This is a genomic window from Psychrobacter sp. K31L (genome assembly GCF_017942195.1).
In the GTDB taxonomy this organism is placed as follows: Bacteria; Pseudomonadota; Gammaproteobacteria; order Pseudomonadales; family Moraxellaceae; genus Psychrobacter; species Psychrobacter glaciei.
In genome coordinates, this window is sequence record NZ_JAGKSC010000001.1 from 110,439 (window position 1) to 130,439 (window position 20,001).

Annotated in this window: 10 protein-coding genes, 1 tRNA gene and 1 pseudogene; 7 read left to right on the forward strand and 5 right to left on the reverse strand. The window is 41.0% G+C overall.

The features are described 5' to 3' along the window. The first annotated feature begins 373 nt into the window (after positions 1 to 373). A complete protein-coding gene (locus tag J5X94_RS00455) occupies positions 374 to 2,623 on the forward strand; it encodes a helix-turn-helix transcriptional regulator (RefSeq protein ID WP_210539270.1) in 2,250 nt (749 codons plus the stop codon). 45 nt (positions 2,624 to 2,668) lie between these two features. On the opposite strand, the gene J5X94_RS00460 is transcribed toward J5X94_RS00455, so the two are convergent. Further along, complete coding sequence (locus tag J5X94_RS00460; protein ID WP_210539271.1) at positions 2,669 to 3,412, reverse strand: SDR family NAD(P)-dependent oxidoreductase; 744 nt, start codon at positions 3,410 to 3,412, stop codon at positions 2,669 to 2,671. Positions 3,413 to 3,791: 379 nt separating this feature from the next. On the opposite strand from J5X94_RS00460, the gene J5X94_RS00465 reads away from it, so the two are divergent. From J5X94_RS00465 to J5X94_RS00475, 3 genes are all read left to right on the forward strand, one after another. Continuing rightward, entirely contained in the window at positions 3,792 to 4,301 is a 510-nt protein-coding gene (locus J5X94_RS00465; protein WP_210539272.1) for a 2,4'-dihydroxyacetophenone dioxygenase family protein, read from the forward strand. A gap of 736 nt (positions 4,302 to 5,037) precedes the next feature. Further along, the gene (locus tag J5X94_RS00470) at positions 5,038 to 6,384 is read left to right on the forward strand and encodes an APC family permease (RefSeq protein ID WP_210539273.1); all 1,347 of its coding nucleotides are present in this window, start codon (positions 5,038 to 5,040) and stop codon (positions 6,382 to 6,384) included. 1 nt (position 6,385) lies between these two features. Next, the gene (locus J5X94_RS00475) at positions 6,386 to 7,324 is read left to right on the forward strand and encodes an acetamidase/formamidase family protein (protein WP_210539274.1); all 939 of its coding nucleotides are present in this window, start codon (positions 6,386 to 6,388) and stop codon (positions 7,322 to 7,324) included. Between the two features lie 186 nt (positions 7,325 to 7,510). Here J5X94_RS00475 and J5X94_RS00480 read toward each other — a convergent pair. Further along, a pseudogene (locus J5X94_RS00480) lies at positions 7,511 to 7,612 on the reverse strand (IS5/IS1182 family transposase); the annotation flags it as partial. A gap of 461 nt (positions 7,613 to 8,073) precedes the next feature. On the opposite strand from J5X94_RS00480, the gene J5X94_RS00485 reads away from it, so the two are divergent. Beyond that, the gene (locus J5X94_RS00485) at positions 8,074 to 8,616 is read left to right on the forward strand and encodes a hypothetical protein (protein WP_210539275.1); all 543 of its coding nucleotides are present in this window, start codon (positions 8,074 to 8,076) and stop codon (positions 8,614 to 8,616) included. A 246-nt stretch (positions 8,617 to 8,862) separates the two neighbouring features. Here the strand turns inward: J5X94_RS00485 and J5X94_RS00490 are convergent. From J5X94_RS00490 to J5X94_RS00500, 3 genes are all read right to left on the reverse strand, one after another. Next, positions 8,863 to 8,938 (reverse strand) — tRNA-Arg (locus tag J5X94_RS00490). Between the two features lie 73 nt (positions 8,939 to 9,011). Next, a complete protein-coding gene (locus J5X94_RS00495; protein WP_210539276.1) occupies positions 9,012 to 9,806 on the reverse strand; it encodes a hypothetical protein in 795 nt (264 codons plus the stop codon). A gap of 79 nt (positions 9,807 to 9,885) precedes the next feature. Then, positions 9,886 to 10,434, reverse strand: coding sequence for a hypothetical protein (locus J5X94_RS00500; protein ID WP_210539277.1), 549 nt, complete (start codon positions 10,432 to 10,434; stop codon positions 9,886 to 9,888). A gap of 435 nt (positions 10,435 to 10,869) precedes the next feature. On the opposite strand from J5X94_RS00500, the gene J5X94_RS00505 reads away from it, so the two are divergent. After that, complete coding sequence (locus tag J5X94_RS00505) at positions 10,870 to 15,363, forward strand: exodeoxyribonuclease V subunit gamma (protein ID WP_210539278.1); 4,494 nt, start codon at positions 10,870 to 10,872, stop codon at positions 15,361 to 15,363. A gap of 76 nt (positions 15,364 to 15,439) precedes the next feature. After that, positions 15,440 to 19,945, forward strand: a complete 4,506-nt coding sequence (locus J5X94_RS00510) for a UvrD-helicase domain-containing protein (protein WP_210539279.1) — start codon at positions 15,440 to 15,442, stop codon at positions 19,943 to 19,945. The last annotated feature ends 56 nt before the right edge of the window (positions 19,946 to 20,001 follow it).

The window sequence follows — 20,001 nt, forward strand, 5'->3', positions numbered from 1 at the left end:
GTGGACAATATTGACTCAGAAATCTGATGCACAATTATTAGTAGAAGACAGAGTGACAAAGAGTCATATTCATCATTTACTGTCTCAGCTTAATACGACAACTTCCCATACATTATTTATTGATGAGCTAGAGGTATTAACCAATCCTGATAGCTTGAATATTATCTGGTGGCTATACCTATTTTTACCCAGTAATTACCATTTAGTTATTGCCTCACGTGCGCTTCCAAACTGGGCACTTGCAAAAGGTGAACTACAAGGATTGGTCCACATTATTAGAGCACATGAGTTGCGTTTGTCAGCACTTGATGCGCATATACTACAGCAGTACCTACACAGTAATTTGATACAAAATACTACGCTTACACCTTACATGGCAGCCAATCAGTCATTATCAGAGATGACAGTAGATGCTGCTAGCACCTTAACTTTGATTGATAACGAGTTGGTATCAATGCTTATTGATAAAACGGAGGGTTGGCTAACAGGTATACAGCTCATTAATTTATGCTGTACGAATGAAAAAGATTTATACCAACTCGTACATCAAATGAGCGGCGCACAGCGGCAAATAGCTGATTTCTTAGCGGAGCAGGTATTTTTACAATGTGATGCGCATGTCCAAAATCTTTTGTTAAATATTAGCGTATTGAGGAAAATAAATGCCAGCTTGTGTCACGCATTAACTGGCGCAACTGATGCGCAGGTCTTGCTGAAAAATTTAAGTCAACAAGGACTTTTTATTCAAGCGATAGATGATCAGTATCAGTGGTTTCGCATACACCAATTAATGAGACAGTTTCTGCAAACAAGGCTACAAAATCAAGCACCAGAAAAGTATTTTGCCACTCATTCTAAAGCAGCAGAATGGTATCAAACAAATAGTATGTTTTTGGAGGTGATCTACCATGCACAGTTAATCGGTGATAACACACTGATTTTGTCAGCTTTAACAGCAGTCAGTCATGATTTGATACTAGAGGGGCGGCTTTATAGTTTGTTAGAGCTGACTGAGTCTTTAACTGATAGTCAGCTGTGTCAACATCCAGCCTTACTATATGATTTAATTTGGGGTTTGATTCTATCTCGTCAACATTATAAAGCAGCCCGCTATATAAAAGTGCTTGAGCAAGAAGAGCTTTATTTGTTAGATAATGACAACCAAACTTTTATTAGCCATAAAGATAAGCAGTTAGGACTGTCAGCAATGACTGCTTTTATTGCTGATGACTTACCCAAATCTTATCAGTTGGCGCAAATAGGTCTTCAACAACTGTCGCTAGAGGCGTATTTTTTTAGAGCACCGTTATTGGCCATCTGTGCTTTATATCAACTTAATAATGGCAACATCAGACATGCTCATTCACTAATTTTTCAATCAAGAACCCTTTATATCAAGGATGATAATCCGTACGGATTAACTTATATAGATAGTATTGATGCAACTTGTGACAGGCTATTAGGCGATATACCATTAGCCACCAAGAAATTTCAGCGCATTGGTATCAGTCCAGATTATGCTCAATTAGGGACCAATGATAGTAATCGCGATATGATGCTGAGTGTGGCAAGCAGTTTAAAAGCGAGCTTTTATTATGAGTGCAATCGTATTGAAGATGCCAGACAAGCACTTAGAGATTTCGACCAAGGTGAAAACATGGTTATCACAGATATGATTACGTTGGGTTTTTTGACAGAATTGAAGCTGGCATGTTTAGCAGGGATGGAGATTAGTTATCAAGATCTCTCAAAAGCCAATAGCAAAGCGGATGAATGGTCGCTCCCACGGCTAACCAGTGATATACAACGATGGGTTGACGAGCAAGATTTGAAAAAAATAATGCCAGTAATGGTAACAGGAAAATATGATGATAAGAACAATCGGCTTGGTTATCAAATAAAAAAGCGAGCAAAAACAGAGGAGGGTGAGCTTAGTAGTTTGACGTTGACTGAATTATTGACTGGACTGGATCTGTTACCCTATCGTAAGGCGATATTTTCGGTTAATAGTCAGCAAGTAGCGCAAGTAGTGGTGGAGCTGAATCAACTTCTAAAAGCTGATCTACCCTTTGTGATACGTAATGCTCGCATAAGGTTATTGTTGGCAATGGCCTATCACGTGTTGGATCAACCTATACTGTCTTATAAGAGCTTATTAGATGCGCTGGAACAATTTAAATCAACACAAACTCATCGAATCATACTCGATGAGCATCCGCTAATTTTAGTGCTGTTGAATAAGATTTATCAGTATCAGGGAAATGAGGTTGCCGTATCGTCTGATATCCAAAAATATATAGTATCTATATTAGAAATAGGGGGTCGTGATTTTTATGAAGAAGGTAGTTTTTCATTGAAAGATAATCAATCTCAAATAGAAAGCGCTATGCAGCTATCTAGTGATAATCAGAGTGATCCTAATAGTATGATAGTTTTATCAGAGCGCGAAATTGAAATATTATTATTGGTTGAAAATGGTTTGAGTGATGGACAGATAGCCGATAAGATTTTTTTGTCTATTCACACCGTAAAATGGCATTTACGTAATATTTATCATAAATTACAAGTACGCTCCCGAACACAAGCCGTTGCGCAAGCACATCAACAGTATATTTTAAAATAGGCCAAGTCGTAACAGGTCATGACCTATTTTTAGAGCATTCACATATTAAACAATAGAATAGCCGCCATCGACGTTGACGATGGTACCAGTAATCCAACTGGCTGCATCAGAAGCTAAAAATAAAACCACGTTAGCCACTTCTATTGGGTTACCAAACCTTGCCAGAGGCGTTCTTGCCATAATACCATCGGTAAAACCGTCTAATACTTTTAACTGTTGAATCATCGGGGTGTCAATCCAGCCGGGTGCTACAGCATTCACGCGAATGTTATCTTTTGCAAGGTAGATAGCATGAGATTTAGTCAATTGATCGATTGCGCCCTTGGATGATGCGTAAGCAGGCGTGAGTTGTGACCCAAATATAGAATACATAGATGAGACGTTAATAATAGAACCACCAGATGATTTTGCCAGTAGTGGTACCGCGCATTCACTGATATGAAAAACTGCCGTTAAATTAATATCAACAACCTTTTTAAACATAGGTAATTCGTGTTCTGTTGTTGAGCCAATACCCGCGCCATTAAAAAGCACATCAAGCTGATTTAAATTTTTGAAAAAATTGGCGACTTTATCTTCATCAGTGACATCTAATTCCACTGACTCAATATCCAATTGCTGTGGATACTGTGCCTCCTTACTATTTAATCCTAATGCCCAAACTTTAGCGCCTTTTTGTGCAAAGGCAATGGCAACGGCTTGTCCAATTCCTGAGGTTGCTCCGGTCACAACGACAACTTTATGAGCAAATAAATCTTTTGAAAATGTATCTGATGCTTTCGTATCCATACGAAATACTCCTTTTATTAAACACCTATAGCTTAAGTAGCTAGTTAAGCTAATAACCTTACTCTGCTGATATATGACCATGAAGCGGGTTAAACAGTTATAAAATATCTCTGTCAGGGTCTACTATCAGACATACCCTAGTCATATTGATTAAAATTAGCATAAATATTGATAATAAAAGGATGGTTGTACTCAGTATTGTGTTTATAAAAAACCATTCTTTTGAGTGGTTGGCAGCAAGTTTTAGGCGAATATACTAATAGAGTATCTGCAAGAGATTAGGTGCAGTCATGACTTAACTTGCTCACAACTAGCAGCATCTGAAGGACACTGATGCTGACTTCGACTATTAACCGTATATCGCAAAAGGAATTGCATTATGTCTATCGGCACCCCTCAAGACTATCTATTGACGCTAAATATGAAAAAGGAAGGCGAGATAAAAAATGCCTTGCCAGGCGTTCATATCACGCCCTTTTATTTGAACCCTGAAACAGGGGTATGGGTTATTTACGCCCGTTTTGAACCCAATACTCAACTGCCAGAGCATTTTCATACGGGGATAGTACATTTTTATACCACAGCAGGATCTTGGATGTACTTGGAGTATCCAGATGATGTGCAAACAGCTGGGAGCTATTTATTTGAACCAGCAGGGTCAACACATACACTCAGAAGTGATGAAGGTGCAGAGGGGTTCATCATGGTTGAAGGTGCTAATGTGAACTTCAATGAGGATGGCTCGCTTATGTTTATTATGGATGCTGGTTGGATTGAACAGATGCTACATACTGTTGCTAAAGAAACTGGACAAAAAATGCCGCGTTATATTAAGCCAAATGCTAATAATGATTTTAGTGATAAAGCTACGAATAATCCTATAGTCTAAATACCCATTTGATATCTACTAATAGTGAGAAACATCAAAAGTTATACTGTGATTTTAGCTTCGTGAATGACAATCGTCTTAATAAGACATCCTCTTGAGTCAGAGCGAAGCCATAGTAGGTCTTCATAAACTAATCCTTCTGAGTGATATGCAACTTAGAAGGGTTAATTCAACTCTAAAAAGAGCAGATCGCGAAGCACGCCTTTATCAAAGATAACAGGCGCTTTCTTATTATTACTCGAATATGTCATATATTAGACGTGAAGCTATCAAGCTATACGAGTGGGAAAGTTGTGGTATGAGCGCACAGCGCATATACCGTAACAAATGTGAGCTACTAGTTAAAGCAATACATAGTGAGAGAAAAAAACAAAAGATCGTCTACACGCATATCTGAGTGAGCAAAAGTGTAATATTAGCCAAAACAGTCTAGAAGCGTTAAAGAACGTGGCATAAAATAGCTTTGGTACAATTTAATTATATTCCACGCATATGAGCTTCAAGTAAATTTCTATACAAGACTTTAATAAAAGTTATGGAAGAAAATAATACAGAACAACAGTCTATAGAAAATATAATATCTCCTTAATTAATTAGTAATGTACCAAAAAGCCTACATAGACTTGGAGGCGTTTACTTATTTTAAAGGAAAAGTCAGCATTACTTTGCTGATCGAAGAAATAGAAAGCATTTTAAAATACTAAAAAAGGGATTTACAAATAAAAGGAATTTATCAATGAGTGAGAATACTCTTGAAAGTCTTGGTTACAAGCAGGAGCTTTCACGAACACTAGAGCTAAGAGATCTTGTGATCTACGGTCTTATCTTTATCGTTCCTATTGCACCCTTCGGCATCTTCGGGCATGTAATGAGCGCCAGTGGTGGTACGATTGTGACCGCTTATATAATAGGGCTGGTAGGTATGCTATTTACTGCTGTGAGTTACTCACAGATGGCTAAAGAGTTTCCTGTAGCAGGTTCTGTGTACTCGTATGTTTCTAAAGGAACCAACAGTTTTGTCGGTTTTGTCGCTGGTTGGATCATGCTATTGGATTATGTTCTTATACCTGCATTGCTTTATGTTGTAGGCGCATTTGCTATTCACGACATTTTCCCTTCGATTTCACCAGTATTCTTGATCATCGCTTTCGTTATCTTTAACACTTATGTCAATATTCGTGGCATCAGCTTCACTGCATTGTTCAATCGTTGGATGTTAATCGCTGAACTTATCGTTCTTGCAATATTTCTGGTAGTAGGGGTTGTTGCCATTAGCAATAATGTCAACGGAGCTATGTTTTCGATAGCTCCTGTTTACGATGTAGACAACTTTTCAATGGGATTAATTATTTCTGCAGTACCTATTGCTGTACTAAGTTTCCTTGGTTTTGATGGTATTTCTACCCTAGCTGAAGAAGCTAAGGGGGGTGGTAAGGCAGTAAGTAAAGCGATTTTCCTAGTGCTGTTTATTATTGGTGGCTTATTTATTGCTCAAACGTGGATTGCGGCCTTGATACAACCTGATCCAGAACAGTTCAACAACCTTGATACTGCATTTTATGAAACGGCTCGTATTGCTGGTGGCGAATGGTTGGGAGTGCTGACAGCAGCAACGACAGCGATTGCCTGGGGTATCGCGGACTCACTAGTCGCGCAGATCGCAACAGCGCGTATTCTTTACAGTATGGGACGTGATCGCCTGTTGCCATCGGCACTTTCTCGTGTGCATTCCCGCTACAAGACACCATATGTCAGCACGCTGTTGGTAAGCGTGATATCTATTGTGGTTGCGATTGCTTTTATGTCTCATCTTGCTCTGCTGACATCTATTGTCACTATTGGTGCTTTAACAGCCTTCTTGATCCTAAATATTAGTACCATCTATTACTTTGTGCTTAAGAAAAAGTCTTATAACTTCTTTCTACATATTTTGAGCCCGTTGCTTGGCATGGCTGTTGTGGGATACATATGGAGTGGCTTTGAAAGCTATACTATTATTATTGGTGCCATCTGGGCTGCAATAGGCGTTGGCATTTATTATTTGGCAAAAATGCGTGGCCGCCAAGTCAATATGGAGATTTAATATGAAATTCAAGACGATTCATGATGTTCATCATTGTTTTGATCATGATCTTAAGCCTGTTGAAACTATAAGTTCCGGTGATACCCGACGATTCGATATTCTCGATGCTAGCGGAGGGTTGATTACTCGTGACAGTAAGGCTGAGATTCTTACTCGATTGCCTATGGATGCTCTAAATCCTGTCTGTGGCCCGCTATTTATTGAAGATTCTGAACCAGGTGACGTTATCGAAATTGAGCTTTTAGATTTCGAACCTGGTGGCTGGGGATGGACAGGAATAATACCTAGTTTTGGTTTGCTGTCTGAAGAGTTTACAAAGCCATGGTTGAAAATTTCAGAGTATGATAATGAATCAGTATATTTTCATGACGATGTCGTTATTCCTTTCCGACCATTTGCAGGGACTATCGGATTAGCACCTGCTGAGCCTGGTGCGCACTCCATTGTTCCTCCGCGCATATGTGGCGGAAATCTAGATATTCGCGATCTAGTAAAGGGGTCTAAGCTCTACTTACCAGTTCAGGTGCCAGGCGGCCTTCTTAGCATTGGCGATACACATGCATGCCAGGGGGATGGGGAGGTATGTGGCACTGCGGTTGAAACGCGGATGGCAGCTACAGCGACAATCAGACTGCATAAGGGCGATAGTATTCCTGCTCCCATGTTTGATATGCCCGCTGTTGCCAGCGATAACCATAATGAGGGGTATATTGTTACCACGGGAGTGGGTCCAGACCTTATGGAAGGTGCGAAAAATGCTGTTCGCTTCATGATTGATCGGCTGAATAAAAAAGCTGATATGGACGAAGAGTTAGCTTATGCCCTGTGCAGCGTAGCCGGACAGCTAAAAATAAGTGAAATCGTTGATCAGCCGAACTGGGTAGTGTCATTTTACATTCCTAAATCAATTTTTAAGTCACATAGTCTCAAAGCTATGTAGATTTCAGTGAATTATTCAATCTTGGCCGGATTTACTATTTGGCTATGATTGAATACGCCATCTAGCGTATACCATCTATTAAAAGACAATTGACTTCTCACTACCGGCTCAAAGAGTGATACACCGCTTAACTCTATTAGGTAAGTGTCTTATATTTGGGATGATTATCCTTCTATCTAAAGTTATTTACCATAACCTCTCACAAGCGAGAGCGACCGTATTTTCATAACTCTGCTTAAGCTTATCAAATCTAGTTGCAACTACGCTGTAGTTTTTCAAACCCCCATATTAAGATCCTTACCTAGATAAAAACATGTGATCGATAAAGCCTTTCAAGCTATAAAGCTTGAAAGGCTTTATTGTGTTTTGAGAATGAGGAGTTGCGTTTATATTTTTAATGGATTTTGAGATTCTAAGCGCCTTGAAATTAAAAGCTTTGGCTCTCAACTCATTTCATAAAAACATGAATATTTTTCAATATATAATATAATATAACGAAAAATATTAAACTAAAACCAACTCAAAAGATTCTTATATTAAATAAGAACAATCTATTTATTCATAGTGATGCTAGAAAGTAACCAACATAGACCTACCTTTAGATGATTTTTGAGGCCCGAACATTACTAATATTTTCAAAAGATTGTTACTGCTTGACCCTTGACAACAGTTGATGATATATTTCGTAGCGTGGCGGATTCCAACCAAATTTAGGGTGTTTCGATAAATAATCTTAGGAATAAAAATAAATGATAAAAAGATTTGATCGGGCGGATGTTGAAAAGCTTTCACTAGAGTTTGCTAAAGAAATGATCGATTTTAGCGATGGTGGTAGTAATGCAATGATTGAAGGTCATTTAATCAAGCGTGCTACAAACATGGCTATTGCTTGGCTTGAAGGAGAGGATTTACGTTCGAAAATGTTTGAGCAGCAATGTGCTAACTGGATCGATTTGGCTGAGGTAGATATTTCAAGCCTTAATTTAGAGTCATATAAAAAATATTGGTTTATAGCGCGCGAGCACGGTTCTACTAATCCTCTTGAGTTGATTCATGGTAAATTTATAAAGCCAGTTGAAAGTAAGCTTGTAGATGCCGGAAAATACAACAAATACTATGCCTCGTTTGCTGATATTCAAGATGACAGAGGCACTAATTACATAGCTCAGTATATTATCCCTGCAGAAGATGGGGCGATATTTAATCAAGACTTTGAGCCATTAGCACCCAAAGGTGTAGTGGTTAAAAATAAAAGCTTTTCGTCTACTATACATATACAGCCGAAACACTAATTGAGTTCGAAAAACGGTATTATGATAATTTAACCCTGTTAGGCATCGCTGCCTGACTCAAGTAAATCAGCCTCCGATATACTCGGAGCGGTTCAGTATTTTCAGATACCTGCTAGAATACCTTTAAAATGCTGTATGAAAATACATCGTAAGTTATATAAAGCCAGGATGTAATATATTAAATAATCAAAAGACCCCACAGCGTATAGGCTATGGGGTCTTTTGATTGCTTCTGATAATATTCGTTGGTGCGCCCACCAAGACTCGAACTCGGATCGATCGCTTAGGAGGCAACTGCTCTATCCTGTTGAGCTATAGGCGCATTATGGAGTGCTATTGTAAAAAAAAGCCTGTACAAAAGCAATGAAGAAAAGACAAATAGAGACAATTTAAATTTATTCGCTGTTGCTCAGCGCATCAGAGACATCTACTGGGTTGTTGCCTGTTGCTTTTTTTGCCCGTGATGTTGGTTTAAATAAGTCATTTACGCTGTTTTTGTAGCCACTGATGTTTTCATAATCATATTTCTTCAATATGTCTTGCCCTACACTTGAAAGTAAAAAGTTACGAAAGCCGATCGCTGTAGGGTTGTGTGTCAAAATAACACCATCAAGCGCATGCTCGTCTTTTAACGCATAGCTGAAAGAATTTAGGCGACGTGCTTCAGTATTATCCGTTACCGCAATTTTATTTGCTTTCACGCTATTAGAGTTATCTTGAGCGGTACTACCAGTCTTAGCTTTGCGCTGGTTGTGCTTGCCTTGCTCGACGTCGATTTGGGTTTGTAAGGGTGACAGTCGCTCGGCTGACAAGCCATCATCAGCAATAATTATATCGGTATTGTTGATAACAGACGTGCCATTAGTATCGCCCTCTGGCAAAGTCAAAAGCGCTGTCGAAGGTACATAGCTTGCCAATACCTGCACATGCGGATAGCGGGTTTTAAAGCGAGCGATAACCTGGTCTAGTGGGGTTTGCAAACTGTCCTCTACTTGCAAATACAAGGTGCTATCGGTGGTAGTTTTAGCATCGTTTTCAGTTGCCCCAGCCATTGGCTCATTTTCGCTTGCCATAATGGGCAGCGGGTCTATGTTTTTACGATTGCTACTCCACAGCCAAGTAAAGACAGCGATAAGTATAATCAGCAGCAGCAAAAGCAGGCCAGCCAATAGCAGCTTGTAGTCTTTCATATATTATCGTTCTTGTTTTAGTGGATTTAATTAAATCTTCAAATGGCATATAGTGAGTGATTTTCTGCTAAATATAAAGCTATTTATATAACACTTCCTCTACCAAGTCTGCCAGCATATCAGCAAACACATCCTTTGCTTGCAAGTTATCATCTTGTTTGCATACTTTTTTAGTATCGCTATTTTGTACACGGCTCTGCTGTCCAGCGCTCTTGTTATCGACTGAGGGTGACTTGCTGTTTAGTGTTGCAGTAGAGTCAGTTTCGCCATCGTTGATAGCGCCTGTCTCAGTATGCGCTGCTAATGGTGATTCACCTGTTAATAGTCTGTCTTTTAACCATTTAAACCCATGTGCCTCCCACCATGCTTCAAAACGTGGCAACGTGCTACCACGTACTGCTACAGGTAGATCTAGCGTTCTCAATTTCTGCGCAAGTAGAGGATCGCTGATAGCTTGATGAATACTCAGGTAAAGTGAGCTACTATCATCCTTATAGGGTCGTCTGTTCTGCCATGATCTGTCATCGATTTTCATACGTGGCAATTGCCACAAATCACCGCGATAATACACGACGTATAAGCGTTGTTTTGGGTGGACAAAAATGGCATCAATGGGACGCAATGGCATAATATTAAGTAATCCCGTCAATAGAAAGTGTTATTTATATACAGGTTGTAAAGGCCAATTTAAAAACCGCAATGAAATTATTTCATAGTAAATATGAATGATAGTATAAAACGACACTAAATGTCGCAAGCTTATTATAATGTCGGCATCTACACTAGTAAACGATAACCATCAATGGCACACTGATAGTGAATTCGGCATGTCAACGTCATCAATGGATATGTAGAATTTGCTACTATGGTTGTTTTTGTTTATGGCCCTCATGCTAGCAGAAATGCATAACAGTAACGACCATCAAACATGGATTGATGAGTATTGATTTTTGTCTGAATGTTTTATAGAGATTTTGAAATTGGATACAGACATCTCATCTATAAGTTAAACCTTTTTTATCAATCTTAGTATCTCACCCTTATTCCAATCAGATTATTGTCTATGTTCACTATTATTCAGTCGCACCGTACCGAAAATCTTGTAGATCAATTGCTTATACAATACCAGTCCAAGGATCAGCCTGTTTTTGAGCCTTTTATTGTCATTGTACCGTCAATGGTATTGGGTGATTGGTTGGATAAGACTATTGCCAGTCGCGCTGGCATTAGTACCTTGGTGCGTACTAAGTTCTGGGGTCAGTATCAATGGACGCTGATGCAAGATGTATTGACTCGCCATAATGCGTACTTACTGGCGCAAAACCCTGAAGCGACAACTCTAAACGTGCCGGAAGTGGCGGTGTTGTCACCAACGGTAATGCAATGGCGATTGTTTGGGTATTTGACTTACTATCAAGAGTCGATTGTTGCAGATGAGAAACATCCAGTCAATCCACTACTGGCGTCTTTGATTGATGAACCGCAGGCAGATGCTCAGCAGGACAATGTGCGACAGGATAAGGCGCAACAAGATGCCCGTATTTGGCAGCTGGCAAGCGATTTGGCAAGGGTGTTTAACCGATACTTAACCCATCGTGAGGATTGGCTGGCGCTATGGTCACATAATAAACCGCTGAATGTGGATGAGTTGATAGCGGATAAAGATGCACTGTCATTGCGTTTTGATAAATATGCGCGTGGCACGCCTGAGTGGTTGGTCGAGCATTATGTTGAGTTAGAAATCGCCCAACGATTCTTATGGTCGCATTTATTTGCTGATGTTCATCTACACCGTGTGGCACTGGAGCGTGCGTTCTGGTCGGCCTTAAAAAATAACAAGGCGAATGAGCGCGACCAGTTGCCAACCATATTGCGTATTTTTACCATCCAGCAACTACCACAGACAGAGCTAGATTTCCTACAGCGCCTGTCGCAATACATAAATATCACGTTATTACATTATAATCCATCAAAGCTGTTTTGGGCGGATATCGTCGATAAATCATGGTTACAGCGTCAGCAGATCATTAACCCTGAAAGTGTGTTCTTGCGTGATTATGGTCACAGTTTGTTGTCGCGTCTAGGGAAGCAATCGCGTGATGCTTTTGCAATGCTTGCTAACTTGTCTGGTAATGAGCAGTACGACGATGCACTGGTTGAATGGCAAGATAATTTTGATAGTGGTTTCAATGATGAGGTTGCTGCTGAGTATATTGATGATGCTAGTAGTACTCAAAATAGTCCAAGTTTGTTAAGGCGTTTACAGAACGATGTGTTGATGCTTGATGAGCAATCGACCCAGCAAGCAACAGCCGCTACAGTCTCGCAAGCAGTAAGCAAGCAACTAGAGCCAAGCTTTGATGAAGCTAAGCCAGCAACGGCTTGGTATGAAGATGAAGCGTTAGAGAATAAGCGCTTTGAGATAGACCGTTTTTGGGCAATCTCTTCGCAAGATAATAGCCTAAGCATTCATTCGTGTCATAGTTTGCAGCGCCAGCTTGAAGTGTTGCGTATCATGATTGGTCGTTGGTTGAATGAACCTATCAAACTGGGTGAAAAGAAACGCCATATCTCTGACATTGTTGTGCTGCTACCCGATGTTGAGCGTCATCATGCATTGATTGGTTCTATTTTCGTCAATGGTAAGGGTCAAGACGGTTTGACTTTGCCTGCTAAAGTGACTGGTGTTGTTGATGCGGACATTCGCCAGTTATGGGAAGCCATTATCGGTTTTTACAAACTATTGGGTAGTCATAGCGCTCGTTTTGAAGCGGCTGAAGTCTTAGACTGGCTCATGTTACCGCCTTTATTTGAAAGCTTCGGACTGACTCATGAGCAAATGAGCCGTGGTTGTGATTTATTGGTAGAGGCGGGCTTTATTCGCGGTTTCGACGAGCTGCATCTTAAGCAAACGTTGGACAGTAATGATTACGACTATCGCTTTAGCTTTGCGCAAGCTTTAGACAGATTGACCTTAGGTCTGGTCATGCCAGAGGCTGAGTTGAGCGACTGCTTGTATCCTTTAGATGAGGATGAATGGCCAAGTACAGCTTTACCAGAAATGACCTTACCGCTACCACAAGTGAGCCTAAATGATGCGCTGATTGTTGAAGCGCTTTGCCGCATTTATACCGGCTTGGTCGCACGACGTGATGATCATACACAAAAAATGAAAGCGGAAGATTGGCTCGATCAGATTGAGACACAAGTTATCCATCGCTACTTTGGCGACGTGGACCAAACGCGTACCATGCGCGCCATTTACAACGCAATGAATGGCTTTAAGTCGAGCTTGAGAGCCAATCGTCACTATAGGCAGTACGCTAGTGGTGATATCGACAACAGAGAAGTGGAACAGAGGCTGGCAGGTGTGGAGCAGTTGCCGCTCAAGCTAAGCTTTATGCTAGACAGTATCGAAAACGAGCTTGAAAGTCAGCAAGTCAGTGCGGAGCCAACGGGTGTAATTACCTTTGGTCGTTTCGGTGCACTAAGAAACGTGCCATTTGAGCTGGTGGTGATGCTCAATATGGATCTCTCTGAGTTTCCGGGGCGTGACCGTGATAACCGCTATGATTTGATGAAAGCAACCAATGCACGCCGCGGTGACAGAGTTAGTGAAGATGATGACAACGGCGCATTTTTAGATGCGCTACTGTGCGCGCGCAGTGCATGCTGGATGTTCTACAACGGCCAAAGCTTGACGGACACCCATGAGCATTTGCCAGCCAACCCAGTGAGCGAGCTATTGCAGTTCTTGCAAGGTGAGGTGCAGTGGCAGGTGAACTCGCTGGAGACATTGCCTAAGGATATTGACCCCACTACCGAAAGTCTCAAGCGCTATTTACCTAAATTGATTAAGCAGTGGTTGGTGACTGAGCATCCTGCACTACCTTTTCATGAGAGTCTGTTTGAAACGGCAATCGAAGGCAATGATATTTTTGAGCAAGCGTCTCCTGATATTGATGGCAATGCTAATGCCAACGTTAATGCCAACATTACTATCAATGCTCAGGATTCCAGCCCTGTCGATATGATTGATGAGTTGGATACTCTATTAAATACAGCCATGCGCAAAACCAAACTGGCTCAGAAAAAACAGTTTCCGCCTGCGCCGCTTTGGCAAGCGGTGTTTGACACATTAAAAGGGCGAGTATCTAGTGAGCATAAAGAGTTGGTCGGCCTACCCACAAAGTCACAGTATCAGTCAATCGCTCAGGTGCTTGGCCAAGGCTTGGGTCAGCTAGGTCAAGTAGACAATCAAACCTTGTCTGCATTGGCTGAATTGTTGGGGCTAGATACAGCTGTTGCTGCCAGCGATGTCAGTAGCATGACCGAGGCGCTCATCCAAAATTTATCTGATAGCATATTTAATATCGGAGAGATTGATATTGAAGGGGTGTTGGCTTACCAAGTACGCCATCCTGCCAAAGCATTTTTACGGTCTCAAAAGGTACATGTGGTACAAGGTGAAGAAGCGCTGTCGCAGCAAGAGCCGCTATTCTTAGACAGTTTAACTACCTATCAAATCAAAGATCATTTGATTAAACAGTTGGTTACTGATGAGGCTAAGAAGAATGATAGTGATGCAGCGGCTGAAAGTACCACTCCAATCCTGATGTATCAAAAAATTATGCCCGCTGGTGTCGCTCGCCAAACTACATTACCCAATCAACAAAAAAAACTACAACAGCAATGCTTGGAGTTCAAAGAGCAATTAATGGCTAATGGCTTTGATGAGAGCAGTATTCTCAACGAGAGTGGAGCAGATGTCGCTACAGTATTACAGCTATTGACGCCAACCGCCGAACATCCTGTTCAGATAGAACTAAAAAATATACTGAGTAGCACTGACAACGAGTCAAGTAATCAGACGAATATAGAGGGTATAGAAACACTGTTTAAGCTGTTGCCGAAAGTCATTAAGATAAAGGGCTCAGTACCAATATCAGCACCCATATCAGTTATTCAGGCAGGCGTGCCTTATGCTCAGCAATCGCCTAAGCAATGGTTAAATATACTGCCCAATTCTGCTAGCCCTAGGCATTTGCTCAAGTTTTGGTTATCACATTTGTATTGGCAAGTGGCCAGACGTACCACTGCCGAGCAAGTGGCATTAAATGATGGAGTAAGTATTTGGCGCTTCAATAAGGCCAGCTCACAAGTTGGTAACTATAAAGATGTAATCGCATTTAAACTAAGCCCGATCGTGTATGAAGATGCAGTAATTGAGCTGATAAAATGGGCAGTTTTTGGCAAGTTAACGGGTCAAGTACCTATTACATTATTACCAGAATATGCACTCAATTACCTTGATAAGTATCTAAAGCCTGAAGAAGGTGGCGGTAATAGCTATTGGCCAAAACGTGCCGACTTCTCCGACTGGTTAAGACCTAACTATAATTCAGATACGGTATACGATACTTGCTCGCAGCATGCCATTTGGCAATACGTACTGCGTGACCAAGATGCGTTTAAGGCTTTGTCAGCAGCGTTGACTACATTAGCTCAGCCACTGTATGAGCCGATGTTTAATGCGTTAACTAACTTAGATGGTTAGCTCATTATCTAGAACAGCCTCTAATTAGTTTTTGCTATTTTGTTTTAATAAATAATAATTAAAAGTATGCGCCCATATGACAGACTTTACCGACCCAACCAGTACCATTGACTTGTCTACACAACCGAATTTATTTGATGAATATTCAGATGAGCTGACTTTATCTGCTGTGCCTGAACGTAAAAATGATGTCATACCGGCAGTTGATGTTGATCTGACGGGTAAACACCTGATTGAAGCCTCAGCTGGTACTGGCAAAACTTGGACGTTGACCGGTATTGTACTGCGCCTACTGATCGAAGCGCGACGTGCACCAGAGCAAATCATTGCCACGACCTTTACTCGAGCTGCCGCTGCCGAAATGCGTCAGCGTATCCACGATCGTTTGGTAGATTTCTATCAGTTATTACAATGGGTTAATAGCCTAAGTGCTGATACTAGTAACAAAGAGAGTCTCTATCCCAATATACTACAAGTCATGCCTGAGGGTAATAAAGATACAAAAGCAGGCAATAATTCAGACGTAGACGCAAACGTTGAAACAGATATTGATGATTTAAATCAATACCTTGCTGCTGATAGGCAAGCGGCGGCAGAGAAACGTAAACAAGCAAAAAAAGATCGTGAGGATTGGTTGATTAATCAGGCCAAATATGTGCGTTTAGATGGCATGATGCAAGATCCTATTAACTTGCATCTAGTCAGTTATTTGCTAGATCACGTGTACAGTTACCCCATGGCGGAAGCTATCAGGCGTACGGCACTGGTACTAACCACATTGGATAAGCTATTTGTAGGCACGCTCGATAGCTTGGCGCAAAAGTGGCTGACAGAGTACAGCAGCGAAACTGGTCACCAGCAGGGTATGGGGATTATTGAAGACAGCAGTATTGAACAGGTGACTGACAGTATTATCCATGATGAGCTGCGTCAGTTTCAAAGCCGTTTGTATTATAAGCAGCCTAAACTTTACGCGCTAATGGATCAGCAAGGTAAGCTGACTGCAGTTGGCGATCATAAAAAGTATGTGACGCGCTCGCTTAAGTTTATCTCTGCGCCGATTGACGAGATAAGGCATGAGAAAAGCTTTGATTTTGAGGCATACGAAAAGCTAATCAATGAGTTTTCTCAGTTAGATTTAGCCGATATTCAGCCTTACTTAAATCCTGATTATAGAAAGTCTCAAGGATTTCGTGGTGGTTCTAATTTAACCAAACAGTTTGATGCCATTATTGAAGTGCATCAAAAGATATCAGAGTATCAGCTGACATTTAATAGCTATTTAAATGAGAGCGAGAATAAGATTTTGACATCATTGCAAGATGCCAGATATCCAGATGAAGATGGCAAAATCAAGAACTTTAATAAGAATAAAGAAAAAGAGCATCAGACGCTTTTTGAGTTAGAGACCATTAGTAAGTTAATGGCTATCTTAGACATGCTAGACAGTTTAAATCAGCATGTTTTATTGGTCTTAGCCAATCTTAACCGTCATATTGTGCTGGCTGTGCGTAATAGACTGCCAGTTATTTTAGAAGAGCGAGGGGAAACGACCTTTAGTTTGCAGATGGTACGTTTAAACCAAGCATTAACTGGTCGTCAAGGGGATAAGTTGGCACGTTATATTCGTCATCATTACCCAGTGGCATTGATTGATGAGTCGCAAGATATCAATGGCGAGCAAGCCATTATGATTGAAAGCATTTATTTGCCAAAGAACAAGCGTAAACAGTCGAACAGTGACAAGCAATCAACCACTAAGAAAGCCAATCATGAGTTTCTGCTATTGGTTGGTGATCCCAAACAGGCTATTTATGGGTTTCGTGGTGGCGATGTAGCCAACTATAACTATATGAAAGCCCAGTTTGATAAAAGCACTATTTGGACGCTTGATATCAATCGCCGTTCAAATGCCGGTGTGATTAACGCATTGAACTGTTGGTTTGGTATGGCTGATGCAAGAACTGCTGAGAATAAGCTGTCGCAACTAGGAACTGGTATTCATTACCAGCATATCAAAGCAGCAAAACCGGAATATGAGCTGTCTTGGTTTAATGCGTCAAATAGTCTAGATGATGTGCTGGTGACAGAGGTGCTTTCTGCTCAGCCAGTGAGCTTATTGCACCTGCCTTATGATAAGGACAAAGAGTTTGATTACGATGAGCATGAAATAACAGCTCGCCATATAGCCACTTTGCTTGCTAGTGGTCAGACGCTAAAAGGTAAGCCGATACAGCCGAGTGATATTGGGGTGCTGGCACGTGCCAAAAAAGATCTGAAAAGAGTCGAAGATGAGCTGGTAAAACTTAATGTGCCGACCTTGACCACCAGTGACGTCAGTATCTTTGAGACTATCATGGCAGAAGATGTGGCAGCATTACTAAGTGCCATGCTATACCCGTATCGTCATGACATGATTAATCGGGTGTTGACCAGTCACCTATATGGACTGAGTATCAAAAACATCAAAGCCATGATGACGGACCATGAGTCAGGCGTTACTGAGGGCAGCAGTACAACAAGCTTCCATTCACAAAACTCTAATTCGAAAGACCTCCCAGCCAATGAAGCTACTGATAATAAAAAGAGCTATCAAGACTTTATTACCTATCTAAAAGAAGGTGCACAGCGTTGGCAGCACTTTGGCATATTATCGGCGCTACATTATTTATTAGATAAAAGTTCCGTGCAGCCGCAAGGCGTATGGCAGGCCTTAGCTGCTCATCCAGAAGGTGACCGTCATATCATGGACTTGCGTCATGTGATGGATATCTTGGCGCAGTACGGCCTCGGTATGGGTGAGCATGAGCTACTGGCGTGGTTCAGGCAGCATATAGATGCAGCGCCTAATAGTGATTGGGCTAAGCAATATCCGCTACCGACAGAATCTGGCGTGCAACTGATGACCATTCATAAGTCAAAAGGGCTTGAGTTCCCTATTGTCTATGTATTGGGAATGGGTGATGCCAGTAGGAAATCTGGGAATAAGGAAGACTATGGGCTGTATCTATACAACGCGCAACAAGCGCCCTCAGCGTTATTACAGCAGTCGACAGATAATCAATCGGGTAATCAGCGCCGCTTCTCACCATTGCAAGGCTCTGCCACGGATGAGGGTTACTATACCGATATCGAGACACAGGAGGGTTTTGATGAGATAAGACGGCTTGGCTATGTGGCATTTACTCGAGCCAGTGAGCAGCTTTATGTTGTGTTACGAGATCCGAGTAACAAGACAGGGTTCGAGCTAAAGCCGATGTTTTATTGGTTTGAATCGCCAGAAGCAAAGTTCGAGCTACCAGATAGGCTCAAAGGCATCGTAGGCATGCTCAGAGGGTATAAGGTCAATGAGTTTTATGACAATAATTACGCCAACTCAGCAGGCGTAAATGACAGTGCTCAGCTAGCCGCAACCAAATCAAGTGCTCATAAGCCTACAACAGAGGCTATTGAGTACGCGCCATTTTCTGAGGTGATGAAAACCAATTATTTTTATGGTTGGGCTAAGACCAGCTTTACCGCTTTGGCACGTCAGCTAGATGAATCTACACAAGCAATGGCGATAGTGGATGAGCGTATTGATGATGCGATAGACATTGATATGACAGAGTCTACAGTTTCGGATATCTCTTTACTTAATAACGATGAATTTAGAGAACAAAACAGTGAACTCAGTCTCAAGTCAGAGGATGATATTCGTTTTACCTTTGTAAAAGGTGCCAATGCCGGTACGTTTTTACATGAGATATTTGAACAGATTGATTTCACCAATAAAGCCCAGTGGTCTCAGGTTATTGATAGAGCGATTAGTAGCTATCAATTGCCGCTGATATATAGTAGTGCTGAACAGCAAAGCCGCAGATCACAAGGCAAGAAACAAAGAAATAGTGATGGGTTTGATCTTGAGTCAATAGATACAACAAAGCATGAGGCATTAATCAATTGGATCGAAGAAGTGCTACATGCGCCATTATTATCTTCCAACCAACCTTTGATATCTCTTAATAAAGGTAAGCGATTTGCTGAGTTAGAGTTCAATATGGGGCTTTCAGAAAGGTTTAAAGCACAGGATATCAGTAAGCTTTTTCAACAGTACTTACCTGATGAGACAGATAAACACGTCACTCTAGTGCCACAAAACAAAGCACATCTATATCGTTATTTGCGTGGTGAGATTGACTTGGTGTATGAGCATGCTGGCAAGTATTATGTGGTCGATTATAAGAGTAACTTTTTAGGAAATAGCCTAAGCGATTACAACGAAGATACCCTCAAGAAAGCAATGTCTAAGGCAGGGTATTGGCTACAAGCAGCGATTTACCAAGTGGCTTTACATCGGTTCCTTGCCATGAGAATCAGTGATTATACGGGTAACGAAGATAAGTACTTGGGCGCTGTAGAATATGTGTTTTTACGCGGTGTGTATGATCCGAATGCTAAAATCGCTGACACTATATCTCAAGATAATAATAAGCCTAGCAGTAACAATTTAGAGAATCATAACTGCTATGGATTGGTCACTTGGGATATTCCCATCGACTTTATCAAAGGTTTAGATGCACTATTTGGCACGCCAGATTAATAAACTTAATATGACAATTAAATGGGCAAATATTGTTATAACATTTAATCAGATCA